A 19,291-nucleotide genomic window follows, 5' to 3' on the forward strand; every position below is an offset into this window, starting at 1 on the left:
CTACTTCTGATTTGAATAAATCTTCTGATGGGATTGTCGCAGTAGTTCCATCTTTCAGTGTAACTGTCGCATTACCATCTTCATCAAATTTAACAGATTTAGTTTCTGGGTTTAATTCTCTTAATTTTTCTTCTACTTTAGCTTGATCATCCGGATCATTTGCTTCACCGGCTACTTTGTCTGCTGGTTTAACAATTTTACTATTTCCTGCATCTGGGTTAGAAGTATCTTCTTTAGTTCTTACTAATTCTGATGCTGGAATTGCTGCAGTTTTACCTTCTGGAGTAGAAACAGAAACAGTTCCATTTTCATCGATTGTTACGATAGCATCTGGATTTACCTCTTCAACTTTAGCAACAATCTTAGCTTTCTCTTCGTCAGTTAAGTTCGATGGATCTTTTACGATAACTTTATCAAGTGGTTTGTTAATGTCATTTCCACCTTTACCGTTATCTAACTGGTCCTCAGTTTTCACTAATTTTGTCGGATTGATAATTCCTTTATCGCCAGCTTCTGTTGTTACTTCGATGTTTCCATTTTCATCATATTTAACTTCTTTAGCTGTTGGGTTAACTTTCTTAACTTCTTCTAAGATTTTAGCTTTTTCTTCATCTGTTAATGCACTTGGATCTTTTACTAATACTTTATCAATTGGTCTGTTTACTTCTCCAATTGCTTTAATAGCCGCCTTATCAGCTTCTTCTATTGTATTAACATCGTCTACACTACTTACTGCATCAATTGCTGCTTTAGATTTTTCCGCAACTTTATCTACTTTAGCTTTTAATTTAGCTTTAGCTTCAGGAGTTAGATCGTTACGCGCATCGATTTCTGCTTTCTTAGCTGTTGCTTCTTCATCAATTGCTTTACGAGCATTTGGTTTATCTTCTACAACTGGTACAGATTTTTCAATTTCACCTTCAGCTTTTTCTTGAAGTTGCTTAACTTTTGCATCTGTTCCAGCTTTATCGATTTCTTCCTTAGCTTCTTCTGCTAGAGCTTTAGCTGCATCTGCTGCAACTTTCTTCTCTTCATCAGTAGCATCTGGAGTGTTAGCAATGTCTTCCAATTGTTTTGCTAATTTATCTTCGATTGCTTTCTTGGCTGCTGGTTTAGTTACTGCTTCTGGATTTACAGCTTTAACATCTGCTACACCTTTATCTTTTGCACCATCTACTGCTTTTTGAGCTTCTGCTGCTTTTTCTGGTGTTTCTGCATTAGCTGGTTGATCATTGATCGCATCTGTTGCTTCTTTAGCTTTATCTTGAGCTTCTTTCTTAGCTGCTGCTTTTTCTTCGTCAGTTAAGTCTTTACGCCCGTCGATTGCTTCTTCTTTCTTAGCTAACTCTTTTGCAATTTCTTCTTTAGCTTTTTCTTTCGCTACTGGATTTACTTTCGCAACTTCTCCAGTACCAGCATTTTTCGCTGCATCTACTGCTGCATCTGTTGTTGCTGCATCGATTGCTTTCTTAGCGTCATCTGCTGCTTTCTCTGCTGCTTTCTTAGCTTCATCTTTTTCTGCTGGAGTTAAGTCTTCACGTGTGTTAATTGCGTCTACTTTAGCTTTAAGAGCTGCATCTACTGCTTCCTTAGCTTCTGGTTTCTTAGCCGCTACTGGATTTACAGCTTTAACATCTGCTACACCTTTATCTTTTGCACCATCTACTGCTTTTTTAGCTTCTGCTGCTTTTTCTGGTGTTTCTGCGATAGATGGTTGAGCGTCGATTGCATCTGTTGCTGCTTTAGCTTTTGCTTGCGCATCTTTCTTAGCTGCTGCTTTTTCTTCGTCAGTTAAGTCTTTACGCCCGTCGATTGCTTCTTCTTTCTTAGCTAACTCTTTTGCAATTTCTTCTTTAGCTTTTTCTTTCGCTACTGGATTTACAGCTTTAACATCTGCTACACCTTTAGCTTTAGCTGCATCTACTGCATCTTGTGCTGCTTTTGCTGCTTCTGGTGTAGTTGCGTTGTCTGGTTGAGATTCGATTGCATCTGTCGCTTTTTTAGCTTTTGCTTGAGCATCTTTCTTAGCTGCATCTTTTTCTTTGTCAGTTAAGTCAGGACGTGCATCGATTTCTCCAACTTTCTTAGCCAATTCATCTGCGATTGCTTGCTTAGCTGCTTCTTTCGCTACTGGGTTTACAGCTTTAACATCTGCTACACCTTTAGCTTTAGCTGCATCTACTGCATCTTGAGCTGTTTTAGCTGCTGTTGGTGTAGTTGCTACATCTGGCTGCTTGTTAATAGCGTCTGTTGCTTCTTTTGCTTTCGCTTGTGCTTCTTCCTTAGCTTTTGCTTTCTCTGCATCTGTTAAATCTTTACGTGCATCGATTGCTTTTTCTTTTTCTGCTAATTCATCTGCGATTGCTTTTTTAGCCGCTTCTTTAACTACTGGAGTTACATTTGCAACTGCTGTAGTTCCATCTGCTTTAGCTTTATCAACTGCTGCATTTGTAGTTGCTGCATCAACAGCACCTTTAGCTACGTCTGCTTGCGCTTTTGCTACTTCTTTAGCTTTAGTTTTCTCTTCTGGAGTTAAATCTGTGCGAGCATCGATTTCTTGGTTTTTAGCTTCTAACGCTTTATCGATTGCTTTCTTAGCTTCTGGTTTAGCTTTAGCTACTGGATCTACTGCAGTAACTTCATCTACACCTGTTTCCTTAGCTGCATCTACTACATCTTGAGCTGTTTTAGCTGCTGCTGGTGTAGCTGCTGCATCAGGTTGTTCTTTAATTTTCGCTAATTGTGCATCAGCTTTATCTTTTGCTTCATTCTTAGCTGCTGTTTTTTCTTCATCAGTTAAGTCTGTACGCTTATCAATTTCGCTATTTTTATCTTCTAATGCTTTTGCAATTGCTTTCTTAGCTTCCGCTTTGGCTACTGGAGTTACATTTGCAACTGCTGTAGTTCCATCTGCTTTAGCTTTATCAACTGCTGCATTAGTTGTTGCTGCATCAACAGCTTCCTTAGCTTTATCAGCTGCTGCTTTTGCTGCTTCTTTAGCTTTAGTTTTCTCTTCTGGAGTTAAATCTGGACGATCATCGATTTCTTTGTTTTTAGCTGCTAACGCATCGTCAATCGCTTTCTTAGCTGCTGGTTTCTTAGAAAGTACAGGATTATCTGTTTTAATCTTGTCAGTTCCTGCTTTTTCTACAGCATCTAACTCAGGTTTAGTTGTAGCATTAGAGTTAGCAATATCTTGAAGAGCTTTAGCTTTATCTGCATTTACTTGCTCGATTGCTTTATCTTTTTCTTCTTTAGTTGCTTCTGGGTTATTATTAATAGCCTCAATTTGCTTCTCAGCTGCTTTATTAACCGCATCGATAGCAGGTTGTTTGTCTAGAGTTACAAATTCTGACAATGGTTTTTTATCTGTAGAACCATCTGTATATGTTACTACAAGATTTCCATCATTATCTTTTGTTACTGAGGCAATCTTAGCCTTAGCATCTGCAGCATCTACAGTTTTACCTTTTTTGTCAGCTAAGTTAGCATCATCATTGGTATTAGAGTACTCAATTTGTAGTTTTTCTTTGATTTTCTCTAATTCTGCTTCTGTTACATTAGCTGGATCTGTTACAGCAACTTTTTCAGTTGGTTCCTTGATTTCGTACTTATCTGCTTGTGATTTAACGATGAATTCAACATACCCAGGTTTTTTCTGGCGAAGTGCAGGGTCACTCTCAACATTGTAGGCTTCATTTGCTGGCATAGATTTAACACCGTCATTATCTTTAGCTTCGATAAAACTTGTCCACTTTTGCCCAGCTCTCAGATTTGTTACTCCTACCATCTTGATAGTAGCTGTTTTTTTATCCTCAGATACAGTTCCTTCCCCAGATGCTACAGCACTATTAGTTACCTTTCCTATAGTAAAACCAAAACCACTAGCATTATCACTTTCATCTAAGCCTTTATTTCGTAGATATAAATCTTTTACTATTGTCTCGTCTTTACCGGTAAATGTTAAGTCAGTTTTTTCTCCTGTATAAATATAGATCTGACGTTTATCAACATTTGAGTATGGAAGTTCTACTGTAGGGGCAACTTTTGTACGTGCGAAGTCAGTTAATGGTCTACTATCTATAGATCCATCTTTATATGTTACTACAACATTGTTTCCATCTTTTATAATAGATTCAATACGATCATCTTGATTTTCTACTTCTGTACCTTTTTCATCAGCTAGATTTTTATCTGGGTTTTCAGTAGAGTATTGAATTTTAATATTTTTCTTAATCTCATTAAACTCAGCAACTGTGACATTATTAGCATCCACTACAGGAACTTTTGTCTCTGGAGTTTTAATGTCATATTTGGCTGTTTGAGCTTTTAGTTTGACAGTGAATGAACCTGGGTCAGTTGCATATGATTTAGAAGTTGCAGTATTCTCGATAAATGCACCATCAGTATCTGTAGCTGTTGCATAACGAGTTACAATTGTAAGTTCTTGATCTGCTTCTTTAGGGAATTTACTCTCAGCAATTCCAGAGTTATCTTTTGAAATGTTACCTTTAATTTTTACAATAGCTGGATTTTCTGCTGTTGCTGGTGTTTCTGTAGAAATTTTTTCAACTGTTGTATTGTACTCATTATCTAAAACATCAGGATTAGATGCATCTTTAGCTGGTGAATCCTGATTCCCACCACGTTTAATTGTCGCAGATGCTATTTTTCCTGAATCATCTGTAAATTTAACAGGAATTTCAAAATCTTCGTTCGCATACACGTAAACGTCTTTTTTACCATCTACTGAGTATGGAATTTCAACTGTTGGAGCTGCGTTAGTACGGGCAAATTTAGTCAATGGTAATGTATCTGTAGAACCATCATTATACGTCACCACCATATTGTTGTCTACTTTTTCAACAGATTTAATCTTGTCGGCTTTATCGTCAACATTTTGACCTTGTTTCGCAACTAAGTTAGCATCTGTATTCGTTTTAGAATAGTGAAGTTTGATGTTTGCATTGTTTGCACCAACTAGTTTCTTAAACTCTGCATCTGTTACATTGTTAGCATCAACTACTGGGAACTTAGCCGCTTCGTTTTCAGGTGTTGTAACATCATACTTTTGAGTTTGAGGTTTAAGCATGACACGGAAGGCGGAGTCGTTAGCTACTTCTTTTCCAGAAGAACCAACAAATGTCGTTCCTTCGACATCTGTAACTGCCACATAACGCCAACCTAGAACTAGCCCCTGTGGAGTTTCTCCTTTTGTTGCTGCGTCTAGGCTATCTTGTGATAAACCATCTACTGCTTTTGGAGTACCTGAGTATCTGATAACCGCTGGATTTGCTTCTGTTGCTGGTGTTTCAGTAGAGATAACATTTGCCGTATATCCATACTGAGTATTGATTTTATCAGTTTCATCTGCTACAGGATTAAATGCTTTTTTCCCCCCTTGTAGCAATGTAGCTCTTGAAATCTTATCCGCATCATCTTTGATTTTGATATCAAATGAGTTCTCTTCTGCACCATAGACATAGATTTCTCGCTTAGCTGCATCTGAGTATGGGAATTCTACTGTTGGTTTTTCGTTTGTACGTGCCACATCTGCAACTGGAGTGGTGTCTACTGAACCATCTTTATAGGTAACAGTAACTGTTCCATTTGCCACAGTGATCCCATCGGTTTCTGCTAGGACCGAAGATTTATCTGCTAGGACTTCTCCTTTTTTAGAAGCTAGTCGAGCATCTTGTGTAGTTGCTTTATCAGAATATTGGATACTAATTTTTTCTTTAATTTTGGCAATATCTGCTTCAGTTAAGCTATCAATATTCGAAACAGCAATCTTATCAGCATTTGATTCTGGTAACTTGATGCTATATTTGTATGTTTGAGATTTTACAACTAGTCTGAAGTAACCGTCTCCGTTTGTACCTGCTCCCGCTTCAATCTTTCCTCCTGCTGCATCATAAATTTGCATAAATCTAGAACCTAATACAGCATCTTGGCTTTCTTGTTTTGTATATGGAGGAAGTGCTTTGAATCTTTCATTCGGTTTTCCTGTGATTGTAACTGTCGCTGGTCCTGGCGTCTCAGTTAAAACAGAATGATATGTCCACCCAAAACCATCCGTTTCCTCTTGGTTAGGAGCCGAGCTTATAGGTCGTCCATCTAAATACTGACCGCTTCCTCCCTTAACATAGGCGCTGCTAATATTTCCAGCAGTTGAATTTACAGAAATACTAACATTCGCATCTTCTTCATTATATAAATAGATTTCTTTTTTAGATTGATTTGAATATTCTAGAGTATAGCTAATATCGCCTTTAGTCTCAGTCGTATCCGCTCTAAAGGCATTATTCTTATCTAATGCTTTCCCATTACGGGCATCATTAGATCCTGTATTTTCGATCGAGTTAGACTCTGATTTTGGTTCAGTGTTTTCAGCTGACTTCCCTACAGTTTCTTTACCTTCAGTTGTATCTACTGCTGGAGTTTCTTTTTTCTCTACAGGCTTGTTTCTTAATTTAGCATTAGCTGTAGTGACAAGTTTGCTGTAAGCTTGTTTCAGTTCAGCTTGAGTAGTTGCGTTCGCTAATGTAGCTTTTGCAGATTCTAGTTCAGCTTTTAATACTGCAACAGATTCTTCCGTTTTGTTATCGTAAGAACCATTAGAAAGTTTTGTTTCAATTTCTGAAACATAGCTTGTTAACTCTGACTTGTCCAAAGTTGGAGTTGTTGCTTCTACAGATGTCTCTTGTTTGCTTAGTTCATTAGCTGATACAGCTCCATTACCTAAGAACATGAAAAGAGCAGCGACCGCTACACTAGCCGCTCCAAAGCTATATTTACGAATCGAGTAACGCGTGACCTTTTCGCGGTGCAGACGTTCAACACGACTCATAGATGGTTTGTTTTCCATTATTTTCTTTTCTCCTTTTGTGAGGTTAATTGATTTGATTTCCACATGACACCTGCATACAGAAATCTACAATTTGCATTATATCTTATTTTTAATATATATGCAAAGAATTTGATTTGAAATTTTCGCAAAAAAAAAGCGTTTTTGGGAAAGTAAGAAATTTTTAGACAAATTCATTTAGTATATTTTTACTTTTTTATAAATAAATATTTTTGATGAATTTATATTAAAATTACATATTAATTCGTGTTCGTTCACAAAGATAGCACATTCATATAGGATTGGTAGTAAAATAAATAAGTTTGGAATATAAAATAAACTGTTTTTATACTGTCTAAGAAAAAATCATTCGTGAAAAAATATGAGCTAAAAACAAAACATGCTACCTTATTTCGGCAACATGTCATCGTTTTCTACTTACAACAAGGCCTCGAACTCAGCGACAGTCATGCCCAACTGCTGGCTAGCAACTTCAGAAGTCAGGAGACCTTGACGTACTAGATTTACTAGCATAGACAAACTTCCTTCAACTTTTCCTCGTTCAAGACCACGCTCTAAACCTTGTTCAATACCTTCTGCACGACCACGTTCAAGACCACGTTCTAAGCCTTTTTCTTCAGCTTGTTCCAAGGCATAATCATGCGCTAATAAGGCTTGTTCTTCTCGCATACGTAGTTGACTAAACATTTTCCTGTCCTCCTCGGACCAGCTCTTGTAGTCTAGCAGTTGGTCTGCTTGGCTGATGGCTCGCTCAGGTTGTTGGGTAAAGGGCTTATTCCCGAAAAACTCCAACCACGGCTTGCGAACCTCATCTTTGCTGGTTTCTCTGTACTTTTAGGTCTTATTTATGATGTTTATGATGGTTTTTCAATAGCTCCTCAAACTCAGCGACGGTCATGCCTAATTGATGGCTGGCAACTTCAGAAGTCAGGAGACCTTGACGTACTAGATTTACTAAACCTACTTTTAATCCCTGTTCAATGCCTTCTTCTCGTCCTTGTTCACGACCCTCTGCACGACCACGTTCTAAGCCTTTTTCTTCAGCTTGTTCCAAGGCATAATCATGTGCTAACAATGCCTGTTCTTCTCGCATACGTAGCTGACTAAACATTTTCCTGTCCTCCTCGGACCAGCTCTTATAGTCCAGCAGTTGGTCTGCCTGGCTGATGGCTCGCTCAGGTTGCTGGGTAAAGGGTTTATTCCCGAAAAACTCCAACCACGGCTTGCGAACCTCGTCTTTGCTGGTTTCTCTGTATTTTTTTAATTCCAAGAATGCCATCTTGACCAGATGGTTTTCTTGACCATTATTTGTGATAGTTAAGACTTCACCTGTCGTGTCCTCTCGCATACTAAAGCTGTGAAAAGCCAAGTCATCTTGGAAGTAGTTGCTGTCCACAATAGCAATAGCATAAACTGGTGCGATGTGTTTGTAACTCTGGTGTGTATCACCTTCTCGTTGACGAATTTTTTCTAGGTTTTGATTGACCTGACTGCACAGGTAAGCCCACAGGCGATTGATGAAAAAATTCTGATGATGAACTTGAATTTCAATAATTACTTGCGTACCATTATCCAATTCCGCCAAGACGTCTATACTGGTATAGAAATCCTGTGCCGAGTAAGGCATGGAAGGCAAGACATGAATATTGCTTCCCTCCAAAATGGTCACATTTTTGGCTGGTAAATCCAACATATCGCGAATAAATTGACAAGTGATTTCTGGATTGCTAAAGATTTTCTTAGCTACCAAGTCATTGGTTGGGCTAATGCCCGGATGTCTTAAAGTCATCCATTTCCTCCTTCTATTATACCATAGTTTTAAATCTAATTTTGCTAGATTCGATGGTTCTATCTATTTATTCGAAAAGGAAATGAATTGTGAAGATATTTTATCTCGTTTCAACTAAAATATGAGCTTGATCAATCAGCTGTCCATCAATAGTCAGATTCAGATAGAAATCCAAGGTCTTATCAGCAGCAAAATACAGGGTTGGTAGACACAAATCTTTTTTGCATTCCCCAGCTTGTAATTGAAGAACTTGAATTTCGTCCTGATAGGCGACACCATGGACACCTGTCCCCGGTTGAATCGAAATCTTAGCCTCCAAAGGAGTATTACTTTCGCTACGTTCAATCCTAAAATGAAGAGTCTCTCCCTTTGTCACAGCTAGACTTTTTTCTGCAAATGCTAGCCCCTGAACAACTTCTGTTTTTGATAAGCTAGGAGTTTTATAGAGTGAAATCTTGGTCAATATAGGTAAATCCTGTGACTCTGTAATCATCACGCGCACCTTCTGTGCCTCTACTAGCGGACCTCGCAGGAGACGCTTATGACCAACTGTAAAGCCTGTACCAAATTCTTGCCAGACGCCATCCACCTCTACTTGCACATGAAAAGCTGCGATTCGTTGGCCCAGCTTCAAATCTTCTCTTAACTCAATTACATCAAAAGTTTTAGGTGACCCTAACTCAAGTTCTAACTGGATTGGCAAGCCTACGTCGCTTGCCCAAGAGCTGGTCTTAAGGCCATCTGTCAAATAGTGACAGGCAAAGTCTGCGGAAAGAACAGGACCAGACACCTTAGCTCCCAGAGCCAAATCTTCTTTATAGAGCTCATTGCGATAGGCCGCAAATTCATAGAGGCGTTCAATATCCTTTGTGTCAAATAGCCCATCTTGATTCGGCGGAATATTGAGCAAGAGTGGAGTTCCTCGCCCTACTGAGTGAAAGTAGATTTCAACCAATTCCTCAAGAGACTTAGGATCCTGGTCCTCATGGTAAAACCAACCTGGCCGAATGGAAACATCTGCCTCACCGATTGAAAAAATAGTGCCTGAAGAATCTCCATGCTGAAGATAGTCCAGCTCTGCTTCTGTCCCTAGTTTGTCAGGATTCACCTTTTGCCATAGGGGATCACCTGCATACCCTCGTTCATTGCCAATCCAGCGGATACTAGTGCCTTCTGTTGAAAAAATTAAGCAATCTCCCTGCAGTTCACGAATGGTTTCAAACCATTTTTCAAATTCATAATTGACCTTTTGAGCTCCCTCTCCTCTGGCACCATCCATCCAGACCTCAGCAAATTTCCCTCCATTGCCATAGGCAGGATTTGATAAGATTTCCTTCAGCTGAGCCAGATAATAGGCATTATAGTCCGCTTCTCGGTCCACATGATAGAGGGGACTATGGGCATCCCACGGTGATAGGTAGACCCCCATATCCATATCAAACTCTGTGGCAGCTTGGGACACCTCAAGGAGCAAGTCTCCCTCTCCATTCCTCCAAGGACTGGCCTTGACCGAATAATCTGTGTGAGCTGTCGGATAGAGGACAAAGCCGTCGTGGTGCTTGATCACCAAAATCAACTTTTTAAAGCCCGTTTCCTTGAGCACGCGAACCCACTCACGCGCATCTAACCTGGTCGGATTAAAGCGTTCAGGTTCCTCCTGACCTGTCCCCCATTCCTGGTCATAAAAGGTATTAGGCCCAAAATGGATAAAGGCTGCTAGTTCATCCTCTAAATAAGCTAGCTGGGCCTGACTAGGCAAGGGCCCATGCGGTTTTATTTCTCTTACCATACTACTTCCTATCTACACTTTTCTTTACTTTTTTGGCATATACTTGCAATTCGGTTAAGGCTAGGGGACTAGTCAAACTTTCAAATCGAAGACGAAGGGCGTAAGTCTTCACCTTATCAAATTCAAAACGAAGCTCTTCATCCTTGTCACTTGACACTTTTCGGATGCCTGATACAGGGCGCCAATTCTCCTCTTGTTTGAGTAGAGAATCCTTGTCCAAATGGTTGGGAGTCCGAGGCAAGGCAGGCTCATTCCCTACATAATAATCGATAAAGGTCGGCTCAACGGCCACATATTCTTGATTTTCAACATAATACAAGGTCAGGTTATCCACAAATCGCGGTTTTAAAATCCCTGCATCTCCAAACAGAATACCCACGCTGGCTTGCTCTGACTTGGCAATCCAAGTATTGGCTGTCGATTTCTTCCGAGCAATAACCTTGTCATTGAGATATGAGGCTGGGTGATTCGGCTCTGAATGGGAAGCAAAGACCAGAGGCAGGTTGGATCCTGTCCACTGATCGGAAATAACTTCCCCATCTACACTGACATCTGTCACATGAATGGTGACTGTTGCTGGCAACTCACAGCCCGCTACTTGTCCTGTGAGCACACTTTCTCCTACCTGAGCATAGACTTGAGGTTCGAGTTCATCCCAAGTCACCTTGGCCGTATCTCGTCTGCCATCTGATAAGACTAGCTTGACTCGATCTGGTAAATGTGGGACTTCCTTGACAAGCGTCCAAACCTTTTCAGGCTCAATAGCGCAAATCCCTTGGACACAAACCTGAGCAGAAGCCTTTATATCCAGCCCCTCAAGATGACCAGATACCGTAAATTTATGAAAGCTTGCTATATCTTCTTCGGAGATTGCCTCCCAAACAACCTTGACTCGTTTTGCACCACCGAACTCATAGTCCACCAAAACTGAAGATGGCAGCTGTGGATAAGTTCCCTTAGCTGTATACAAGCGAAGTGATCGTACAGAAACTGCCTGCCCTAGTGAGGTATTTTCTGCCACCTGAAAATGAGTTTGATAGGCCTTCCCTTGATAAAAGGCGCGAATAGCCAAGTCCCCTGCAGACAAGCAATAAAGCACTCCCTGCTTGATAATGGCGTGGGCACTACCACTCATCTCCCAAATCACTTCACTATTCCCCACCTTGTTCACAGGGTTATCCACAGTTTGTGGATAAAGTCCAATAGCTGGGGAATCCCCTTCTTGCAATCCTGCCTGCTTGTCCACTCGAATCTCAAATAAGCGCTTATTTTTCACTGGCTGACAAGCCAAAGCCTCTCCCACTAAGATATCAAAACTTGCTGGCTCTAGCCCTCTGGCACTAGCCTTTACTCTCACTTGACCTACCTGCTCCAAGCTCTGAACCAAAAGTACACCTCTGCCATGAAAGGCTTTCCGCTTAAACCGACCATTTTTCTGGGCTTGGTAACGTTCACGACTGGCCTGCCTACCATTATCCACACCTACAATGCGAGCAGGGCCTTCAATTTCAAAATGAAGTTGATTGGAAGCAGTCGGCACCCAATTTCCATCCTTGTCCAATACATCAAAATAGAGATAGAGGAGGTCTTGCCCATCTGGCTCCAGTTGTGATTTCTCGGCATGTAACCCGATTTTGGTTGGCTTACCTGCAGTCACCACCCTATCTTCTGCCACAAGCTGACCTTGACGGTCATAGGCCACAGCAGACAATTCTCCTGGTTGATAAGCCAAGCGCCATTCGAGATAGAGTTGGTCAGAACCTTGTCCCTCTTGGTATTTTCTGCCATCTGAAGTCCATTTTTCCTGAAAAGTCTTCCTACCTTGAGATTTTCCATTGAGAAATAGCTCTACAGAACGGGCATTTGAATACACTCTAACAGGGATATCCCCATACTTATCCACAACTTGTTGATAACTCTTGTGGATTTCCCAATTCCAGTGGGGCAGGATATGAACCATGGGATGCTGATCTGCATCCACCCATTGACTTTGGTAGAGATAATAATCATTTTTAGGAATCCCTGCTGTGTCCACGATCCCAAAATAAGAACTCTTGACAGGCGTGTCATTTTGATTGTGCCAAGGAGTCGGCTCACCGATATAGTCCACTCCTGTCCAGATAAACTGACCTGCATAGTCTAGCCGATTTCTATCTGCTATCCAAGCAGCCGTCGCCGTCTTCCCCCAAGGAACCCGATCATTGCCATAGTCTGACTGTTCAAAATTCCGCACGCGACGATTATCCCCAACCCATTCCTTATCTGGGCGAAAATAGCTGTCACGCGTCCGTGTAGCCGATGAGGTTTCAGATCCATAAAGTCGCCACTTGGGATGTCTTTTGCGAATCCCATCAATATTGTCTTCCGAGTAATTCAAACCCACCACATCCAACAAATCAGCAATCTTTTCATGATCTCCAGAACCATCTCCGAAGCGGAACTGGTCCATTCCCATGGTCACAAAACGGCTATCATCAACCTCCTTAACCCTTTCTAGCAAGCGCTTGATCGTCTTCAATGAATGAGCATCACCATTTGCTTCGCTGACCTCATTTCCTAAGGACCACATATAAATCGCTGGATTGTTCTTGCCACGCTGGACCATGGTTCGCAAATCGTAATCTGACCAGAAATCGCCTGCTTTCGCTTCTGGATGAGTCGCTTCTTCCTCAAAAAAGCGACCATAGTCATATTCTTTCTTGCCTCCATACCAGGTATCAAAGGCTTCTTCTTGGATGAGTAAGCCCATTTTGGCAGCTAGATCCAGCAAAATGCTACTGGCTGGATTGTGGGTAATTCGGATAGCATTGACCCCCATTTCCTTCATCTGGCGCAAGCGTCTCTCGGCAGCTGACCTGTTTTCCACAGCTCCCAGCGCTCCGTAGTCATGATGCAGACAAACCCCGTGAATCTTCAACCAGCGACCATTTAGAAAGAAACCCTTATCCGCATGCCAATCCATATAGCGGTAACCAAAAGTCTCCTCTCCTTCATCAACCAAGACGCCATTTTTATAAAGACGAGTCTTCAATTGGTAAAGTTGAGGATAGTCAATATCCCAAAGTAAGGGTTGAAAAATTGATATTGCTTGTTGGAAAGAATGTTTGTCCCCAGACTCAATCACTACAGAATCTGTCGCCTGCCAGTCTGACAGTTGTTGTCCATCATACCAGATACTCTGTTCCAAATACACCAACACGGACTGAGGCCCATCATTTGAAACCTTGCTTTCAAGCTGGGTTTCCACCCAAGATTGCCTTTGTTCCTTGAGCTTGGGATTTTCTATCTTAATCCCATACAAATCCAGATGCACCGAATCTGTAATCAACAACTTCACTTCTCGATAAATACCGCTACCCGAATACCAACGACTGCTAGGTTGCTGATTTTCCACAAAAACCGCAAGCTGGTTGGCAGTCCCATCGTTTCTTAGATAAGGCGTGATATTATAAGAAAAAGGTGTATAGCCATTGGGATAATAGCCCAGCACTTGCCCGTTTATATAGACTTGGGCATTCATGTAAACTCCATCAAAGAGCAAACGCACCGAAACAAGACTGGAATCTTCTTCCAAGTAGAACTGCGTCCGGTACCAAGCCTGACCCCCATTTAGCTGGCCACCCTCATTTTGCGCTGGTGAATACTGGTCAAAATCATTGTAAATACTCCAGTCATGCGGTACTTGAATCGCCTGCCAATTTTCCCTCTGAAAATCAGGTGCCAAGGCCTCTTCTTTCCCCACCTCTTGGCTAAAAAACCAGTGATTTCGTAAAACTTCTTCTCTTCTCATACAAGCATTCCTCTTTAAACGACTCGATATAGTTGACTATAGCACAAAACAAAAGCGCTTTCAAGATTTCCTCTATCACTCCCTAAATACTCAGAAAAGATTCTATAATTTGTGGAAAAGTCTGAAAATCACTCCATGTTCAAGCAAACTGTCATTTTCAAGAAATAAGGTCAAACCTTACAAGAGCCAAAAAACACCTCTCTGAATGTTCATTCCAGAGAGATGTCCCTTTTGTCTTAACTATTGTAAATTGACTGTCTAAAGTCATCTGAATCTTTGAGATAAGCTTTATAAATCGCTTTTTTCAGTTTTTGAACTGGAGTTTCAATAAACATAAATTTCTGAGCTGTTGTGTTTCCTGCTTTTATTTGAGCAAGTTCCTCTTTAACAGCTTTCTGCATCAATTCACCTAACTTCTGACTTGTCAGACTTATTTGCTGACCTTCATATTGGATTGTCAAAGATTTCAATTGATCAATCTTAGCTACTCTTTCCTTGATTTGTGCTTTTTTAAACTCAGCATAGCTCTTACCATTCAAAATTTTATTGAAAATGTAAGTATCAGATAAAGGCTTGCTTTCAGCCTCTGCTGCTTGTTTGTATTGATTTGAAACATAAGGAACAAATCCTTCATAATAGCCCAAAGCAGCCATCAATTCAAATGCTTGTTTTCTAAAGGTGATGTCCCCACTCATACCAGAGTCATTTTGACTAACACCATAAATGGTATCAAACATATCCACTAAATAATATCCATTAGCTTGAATAGTACCTTTATCAGTAAATCCTTTTATGATATAACGGTTCACTAAAATATTATTATCAATCAGACTATTGATATCCGATAGATTTCTCGCTTCATCTAAAGTAATTTCTGAGATTTTTTCACTCTTATGCGTAGCTTTAACCGCTTGGTTTGTATATGTTACGGGTGTTCTAGTCCCAGTTGAATTTATCGGTGTTATTTTTTTGAAATATTTAGTTTTATCTTCTGCTGTAAGTTGTTTTGTTGCTTCCGCTTCTAAATAATCTAAACTATATAACACATCAAAACTTCCATGCATATAAGATTTCAAATCTGCAGCTGTTTTGAATCTATCTGGTGTTTTGTTGTAAAAGCCATTTTTCTTACTTTCATCGTAAACAAAATTTAAGTTGAAATATGTATCTGTCTCTGGTGTATAAGAATTCTCGAAGATTCCTCTAGCATAAAACTCTGCCGCTGTACCATCTCGACGACCATGATTATTAAACAGCACTGTTCTATCTAATAAGTGCGTCATTTCGTGAGAGTAAGTCGCTGAACCTCTATCATCCAGAACTCTATCTATAAAGTAACGGACACCCACTCCATTAGCTTCTGCACCTACATTTTGCGATGGTGAATACAGTCCTAAAGGTGTCATAAAGTCTTTAACCCCTTTGTCCGCTGTTGGTCCTGATTCTTTAGACCATGTTGTTGCTATTCCAGCAGAGGAATTTGTCGTATATTTCTTCATCGTATCAACAATGACTCTATTAGTTATTAATTTCGGACGATTTTCCGCCTTTGTTATTCTATATAAAGTATCAACATAATTAGCTTGTCTTGTCGCTGTTAGTTCTATCAATTCTTTAACCTTATTAAGCTCTTCATTATACTTAGCTTTATTTGTTTTCTCTAAAGAAGTATCCATATACGTTCCAATGTTTCCGTAGGTTACCGTCGCTATATTAGCTATGGCATATACGCTTGGTTCTTTAATATTCACTAAACCTAATAATGTAGCTATATTGTGTTGTCTTCTATTTTTTATTTGAAATTCTTCTGCTCCATATTTCTCAGGAGGCGTAGTTAATTTTGTATATAATTCTACTTTTTCATCGATTTTTTCTTTCGAAGCTTTTTCAACTACGATAGCTTTAGTCGCTTTCTTCAACCACGTATCGCCATCCATATTAGTGAATGTAGTTCTATTGTAATCTAGGAAATCTAATAATGTTTGTTTATCTGTGATTTTTCCGAAGTATTTCTCAAATGTTTTTGGACTGTTAGTTAGTTTTAGTTCATCATAACTCATAGCTCCAAGATGTTTTAACCAATCTAAAGAAGTGACCTCTTTTTTACCAAATGAGCTTGGGTTATACGCTAATATATCGCGAATATTAGTATCTCCAAAATCAATATTGTAAAATCTGTTTATATATGATAACCCTAGTAATATTCTCTCTTTATTATCTTCAATATCACGTTTTACTTTTTCTCTATTTTGTGGGGTATCTCCAATAACGCTCAATGTGTGCGCCGCAACTTTTTTAAGATTTTCATCTAGATTTTGTTTTGTTTCTTCTAGAGTTTCTTTGATAGATAGTTTCTCTAGATATTCTTTTCGTAAAACTTCTTTCACTTCAGACTCTGTTATATTTGGATTAGTTTTTCGTAACTCGTTTCGTTTTAAGAAGAAATCTCGATTTATTTCTGTATCTGATGGAGCTAACTGTGATTTTAATTTTTCGTTCGTTAATAAGTCTACATTTTTCATCTCTGCAGTAGCTTCCGTTACATTTACTGCATTTTCTAAGTCTTTATTTACAGGAAGGATGTGTGGTTTATCCTCCTGACTACCAACTAAAACAACTCTCGGTTTCATTGGTTTTGTTATTTGACTCGCTTCTTGAGGATTAACCAATTCACCAGTTTGTTCATTGATAGCGTATGTTCTGGTAAGTGTATTCTCACCAACTTCTCCTTCAGATGCTACCTTTTCTATATTTTTAGCAAGTGAAGAATCCTCTCTTCGCTCCTCAGTAACAGCAATCGGTTGTATTACTTTTTCCACATTACCAACTTGAATCACTTTATCGACTGCTGGATTTACTTGTCTAGTGGTGTCAGACACCGTCACCTGACCTGTTGCCTTGTCTAGTTGATAAGTCGTCCTAGTTTCCACCGAACCATCACGCCCTGCAACCGCTACTTTCTCTTGTCTGAACTCCAAAGCAGGATTCACCTGGTAGATCGTTTTATGAGATAGGACAGTAGTTTCAACACTCGGTTTAGTTCCAACTTCTACAACTTGATCAACTTTGTTAACTACTATTTTGACAGTTTTATTCTCAGAAATATTTCCACTTGCTTGGTCTTTGGTATAGGTAGTAGTAACTTGTTCTTGTCCCTCAATACCCGGAATTTTTACTCTTGTAACGCCGTGGTCTAGTGCCTCATTCTTTTCATAAATGGTTTCATAAGGAACAGCTTTGGTCTCTACTTTGGTCTGAGGAAGTTGAGTGTCTTCTTTATACTCTGGGAGAGCCTCCTGTATCTCCGGCTCACCGGAAACGCCTCCCTCATATGATGGAAGAGATGGTTCTACCAAGGACTCACCGGAAACTCCGCCCTCATAAGATGGAAGGGACGGCTCCACCAAGGATTCACCGGAAACACCACCCTCATAAGATGGAAGAGGTGGTTCTACTAAGGACTCACCGGAAACACCACCTTCATAAGATGGAAGGGACGGTTCCACCAAGGATTCGCCAGAAGCACCGCCCTCATATGATGGAAGCGCTGGTTCTACCAAGGACTCACCGGAAACTCCGCCCTCATATGATGGAAGGGACGGTTCTACCAAGGATTCGCCAGAAGCACCGCCCTCATATGATGGAAGCGCTGGTTCTACCAAGGACTCACCGGAAACTCCGCCCTCATATGATGGAAGGGACAGTTCTACTAAGGACTCACCGGAAACTCCGCCTTCATAAGACGGAAGGGACGGTTCCACCAAGGATTCACCGGAAACGCCTCCCTCATAAGATGGAAGGGACGGCTCTACCAACGATTCGCCGGAAACGCCACCTTCATAAGACGGAAGAGACGGCTCTACCAAGGATTCACCGGAAACGCCACCTTCATAAGACGGAAGGGATGGCTCTACCAAGGATTCGCCAGAAACACCACCTTCATAAGATGGAAGAGGTGGTTGGACTTCCGGGGCTAGGCTTATGCCATTTTCTTGAGGTTCCTTCTCTTTTGTCCCGACCAGAATTACCTGAGTAACTGGTTCACGAAGCACTTCTCTCCCTACTTCATTTCGCGTAACAATACCATCGATAACCCTTACTTCTGTTAAGATTCGTTCTTGTCCCTTAGCCAGAGTTGGGTCAGACTGCAATTGAGTTTCAAACTCTATCTCCCCTACCCTAACTTCCAGTTCTGGCTTGTCTTCAATAACAGTTTTCATTCCTTCATCTGGTACTTTTTTAGACTCAATACTCATACTTTTTTCAGGAGTTGGATTTAAAACAGGCTCAACTACGTAGGATGGTTGAGGAGATTGCACAAGATCTTCAGTCGAGCTAAAATGAGATGCAGTCTGTGGTACAATCTTCTTAGGCTGAGATTCTGAACTTTCCTCCTTTTGAGATAATGCTGGCGATTCTACCTTATCAACAGAAAGTTCCTTGCTAGCACTGTCTCTTACCAAATAATATCCCGTAAATTCATAGCCTTGGACTGTTTCAGGACTTGGTAGAAACTGACCTGCTACTCTCTTAACAAGGGCTGGTTGCAATTCTACCAGATTTTCTAAAGCAGAGATGGATGCTCCCCATCCACCAACAGCAAAGACTGTCACAAGGAAATAAGACGCTCCCTTTTTTCTCTTGATTAAAGTGAAGGAAAGCAATAATAATCCTGCTCCCAAGATAAACATCCCATCATTAGAAAACAGACCTGTTTCTGGTAATCTTGTAGCCAATTTTCGATAGATAAAGTAGTATTCTTTTCCCTCTTTTACCTCAATCTTATTTTCTTCAAACCATTGCAACTCAGATTTCAGCTTTTCAGATAAATCCTGCTCATCCAAATAATGACTTGAAATTAGTGTTGAACTCGTTTCGGTAGCCTGTACAGGTTGAGCACCCATACCAGCAAAAAATAAACTCGTTCCTAGCAAGACCGAGCAAGCTCCTATTGCATATTTCCTCAAAGAAAAACGCTGCTTTCTCTCAAATTGAAATTCTTTCATCCCATCTCCCATCATTCATTATTACTGTATATTTAGTATATCAGAAATA

At 40.3% G+C, this 19,291-nt stretch carries 5 protein-coding genes and 1 pseudogene; all 6 read right to left on the bottom strand.

The annotated features are described in order from the left end of the window. The coding region (locus O3636_RS06755) for a DUF1542 domain-containing protein (RefSeq protein WP_371642326.1) at positions 1-6,868 on the bottom strand (6,868 nt) is incomplete at its 3' end. Between the two features lie 417 nt (positions 6,869-7,285). After that, positions 7,286-7,702: pseudogene (locus O3636_RS06760) on the bottom strand (hypothetical protein); the annotation flags it as partial. A 7-nt stretch (positions 7,703-7,709) separates the two neighbouring features. Next, positions 7,710-8,657 carry an Rpn family recombination-promoting nuclease/putative transposase gene (locus O3636_RS06765; RefSeq protein ID WP_371642328.1) on the bottom strand — a complete coding sequence of 316 codons (948 nt, stop codon included), beginning with the start codon at positions 8,655-8,657 and terminating at the stop codon, positions 7,710-7,712. 100 nt (positions 8,658-8,757) lie between these two features. After that, on the bottom strand, positions 8,758-10,446 hold the full coding sequence (locus O3636_RS06770) for an alpha-L-fucosidase (RefSeq protein WP_371642330.1): 1,689 nt from the start codon (positions 10,444-10,446) through the stop codon (positions 8,758-8,760). 1 nt (position 10,447) lies between these two features. Further along, the gene (locus tag O3636_RS06775) at positions 10,448-14,236 is read right to left on the bottom strand and encodes a sugar-binding domain-containing protein (protein ID WP_371642332.1); all 3,789 of its coding nucleotides are present in this window, start codon (positions 14,234-14,236) and stop codon (positions 10,448-10,450) included. Positions 14,237-14,472: 236 nt separating this feature from the next. Next, positions 14,473-19,242 (bottom strand): ZmpA/ZmpB/ZmpC family metallo-endopeptidase, encoded by a 4,770-nt coding sequence (locus O3636_RS06780; RefSeq protein ID WP_371642334.1) that lies wholly within the window; start codon positions 19,240-19,242, stop codon positions 14,473-14,475. Positions 19,243-19,291 lie beyond the last annotated feature (49 nt).

This window comes from Streptococcus sp. 27098_8_76 (assembly GCF_041432315.1).
GTDB lineage: Bacteria > Bacillota > Bacilli > Lactobacillales > Streptococcaceae > Streptococcus.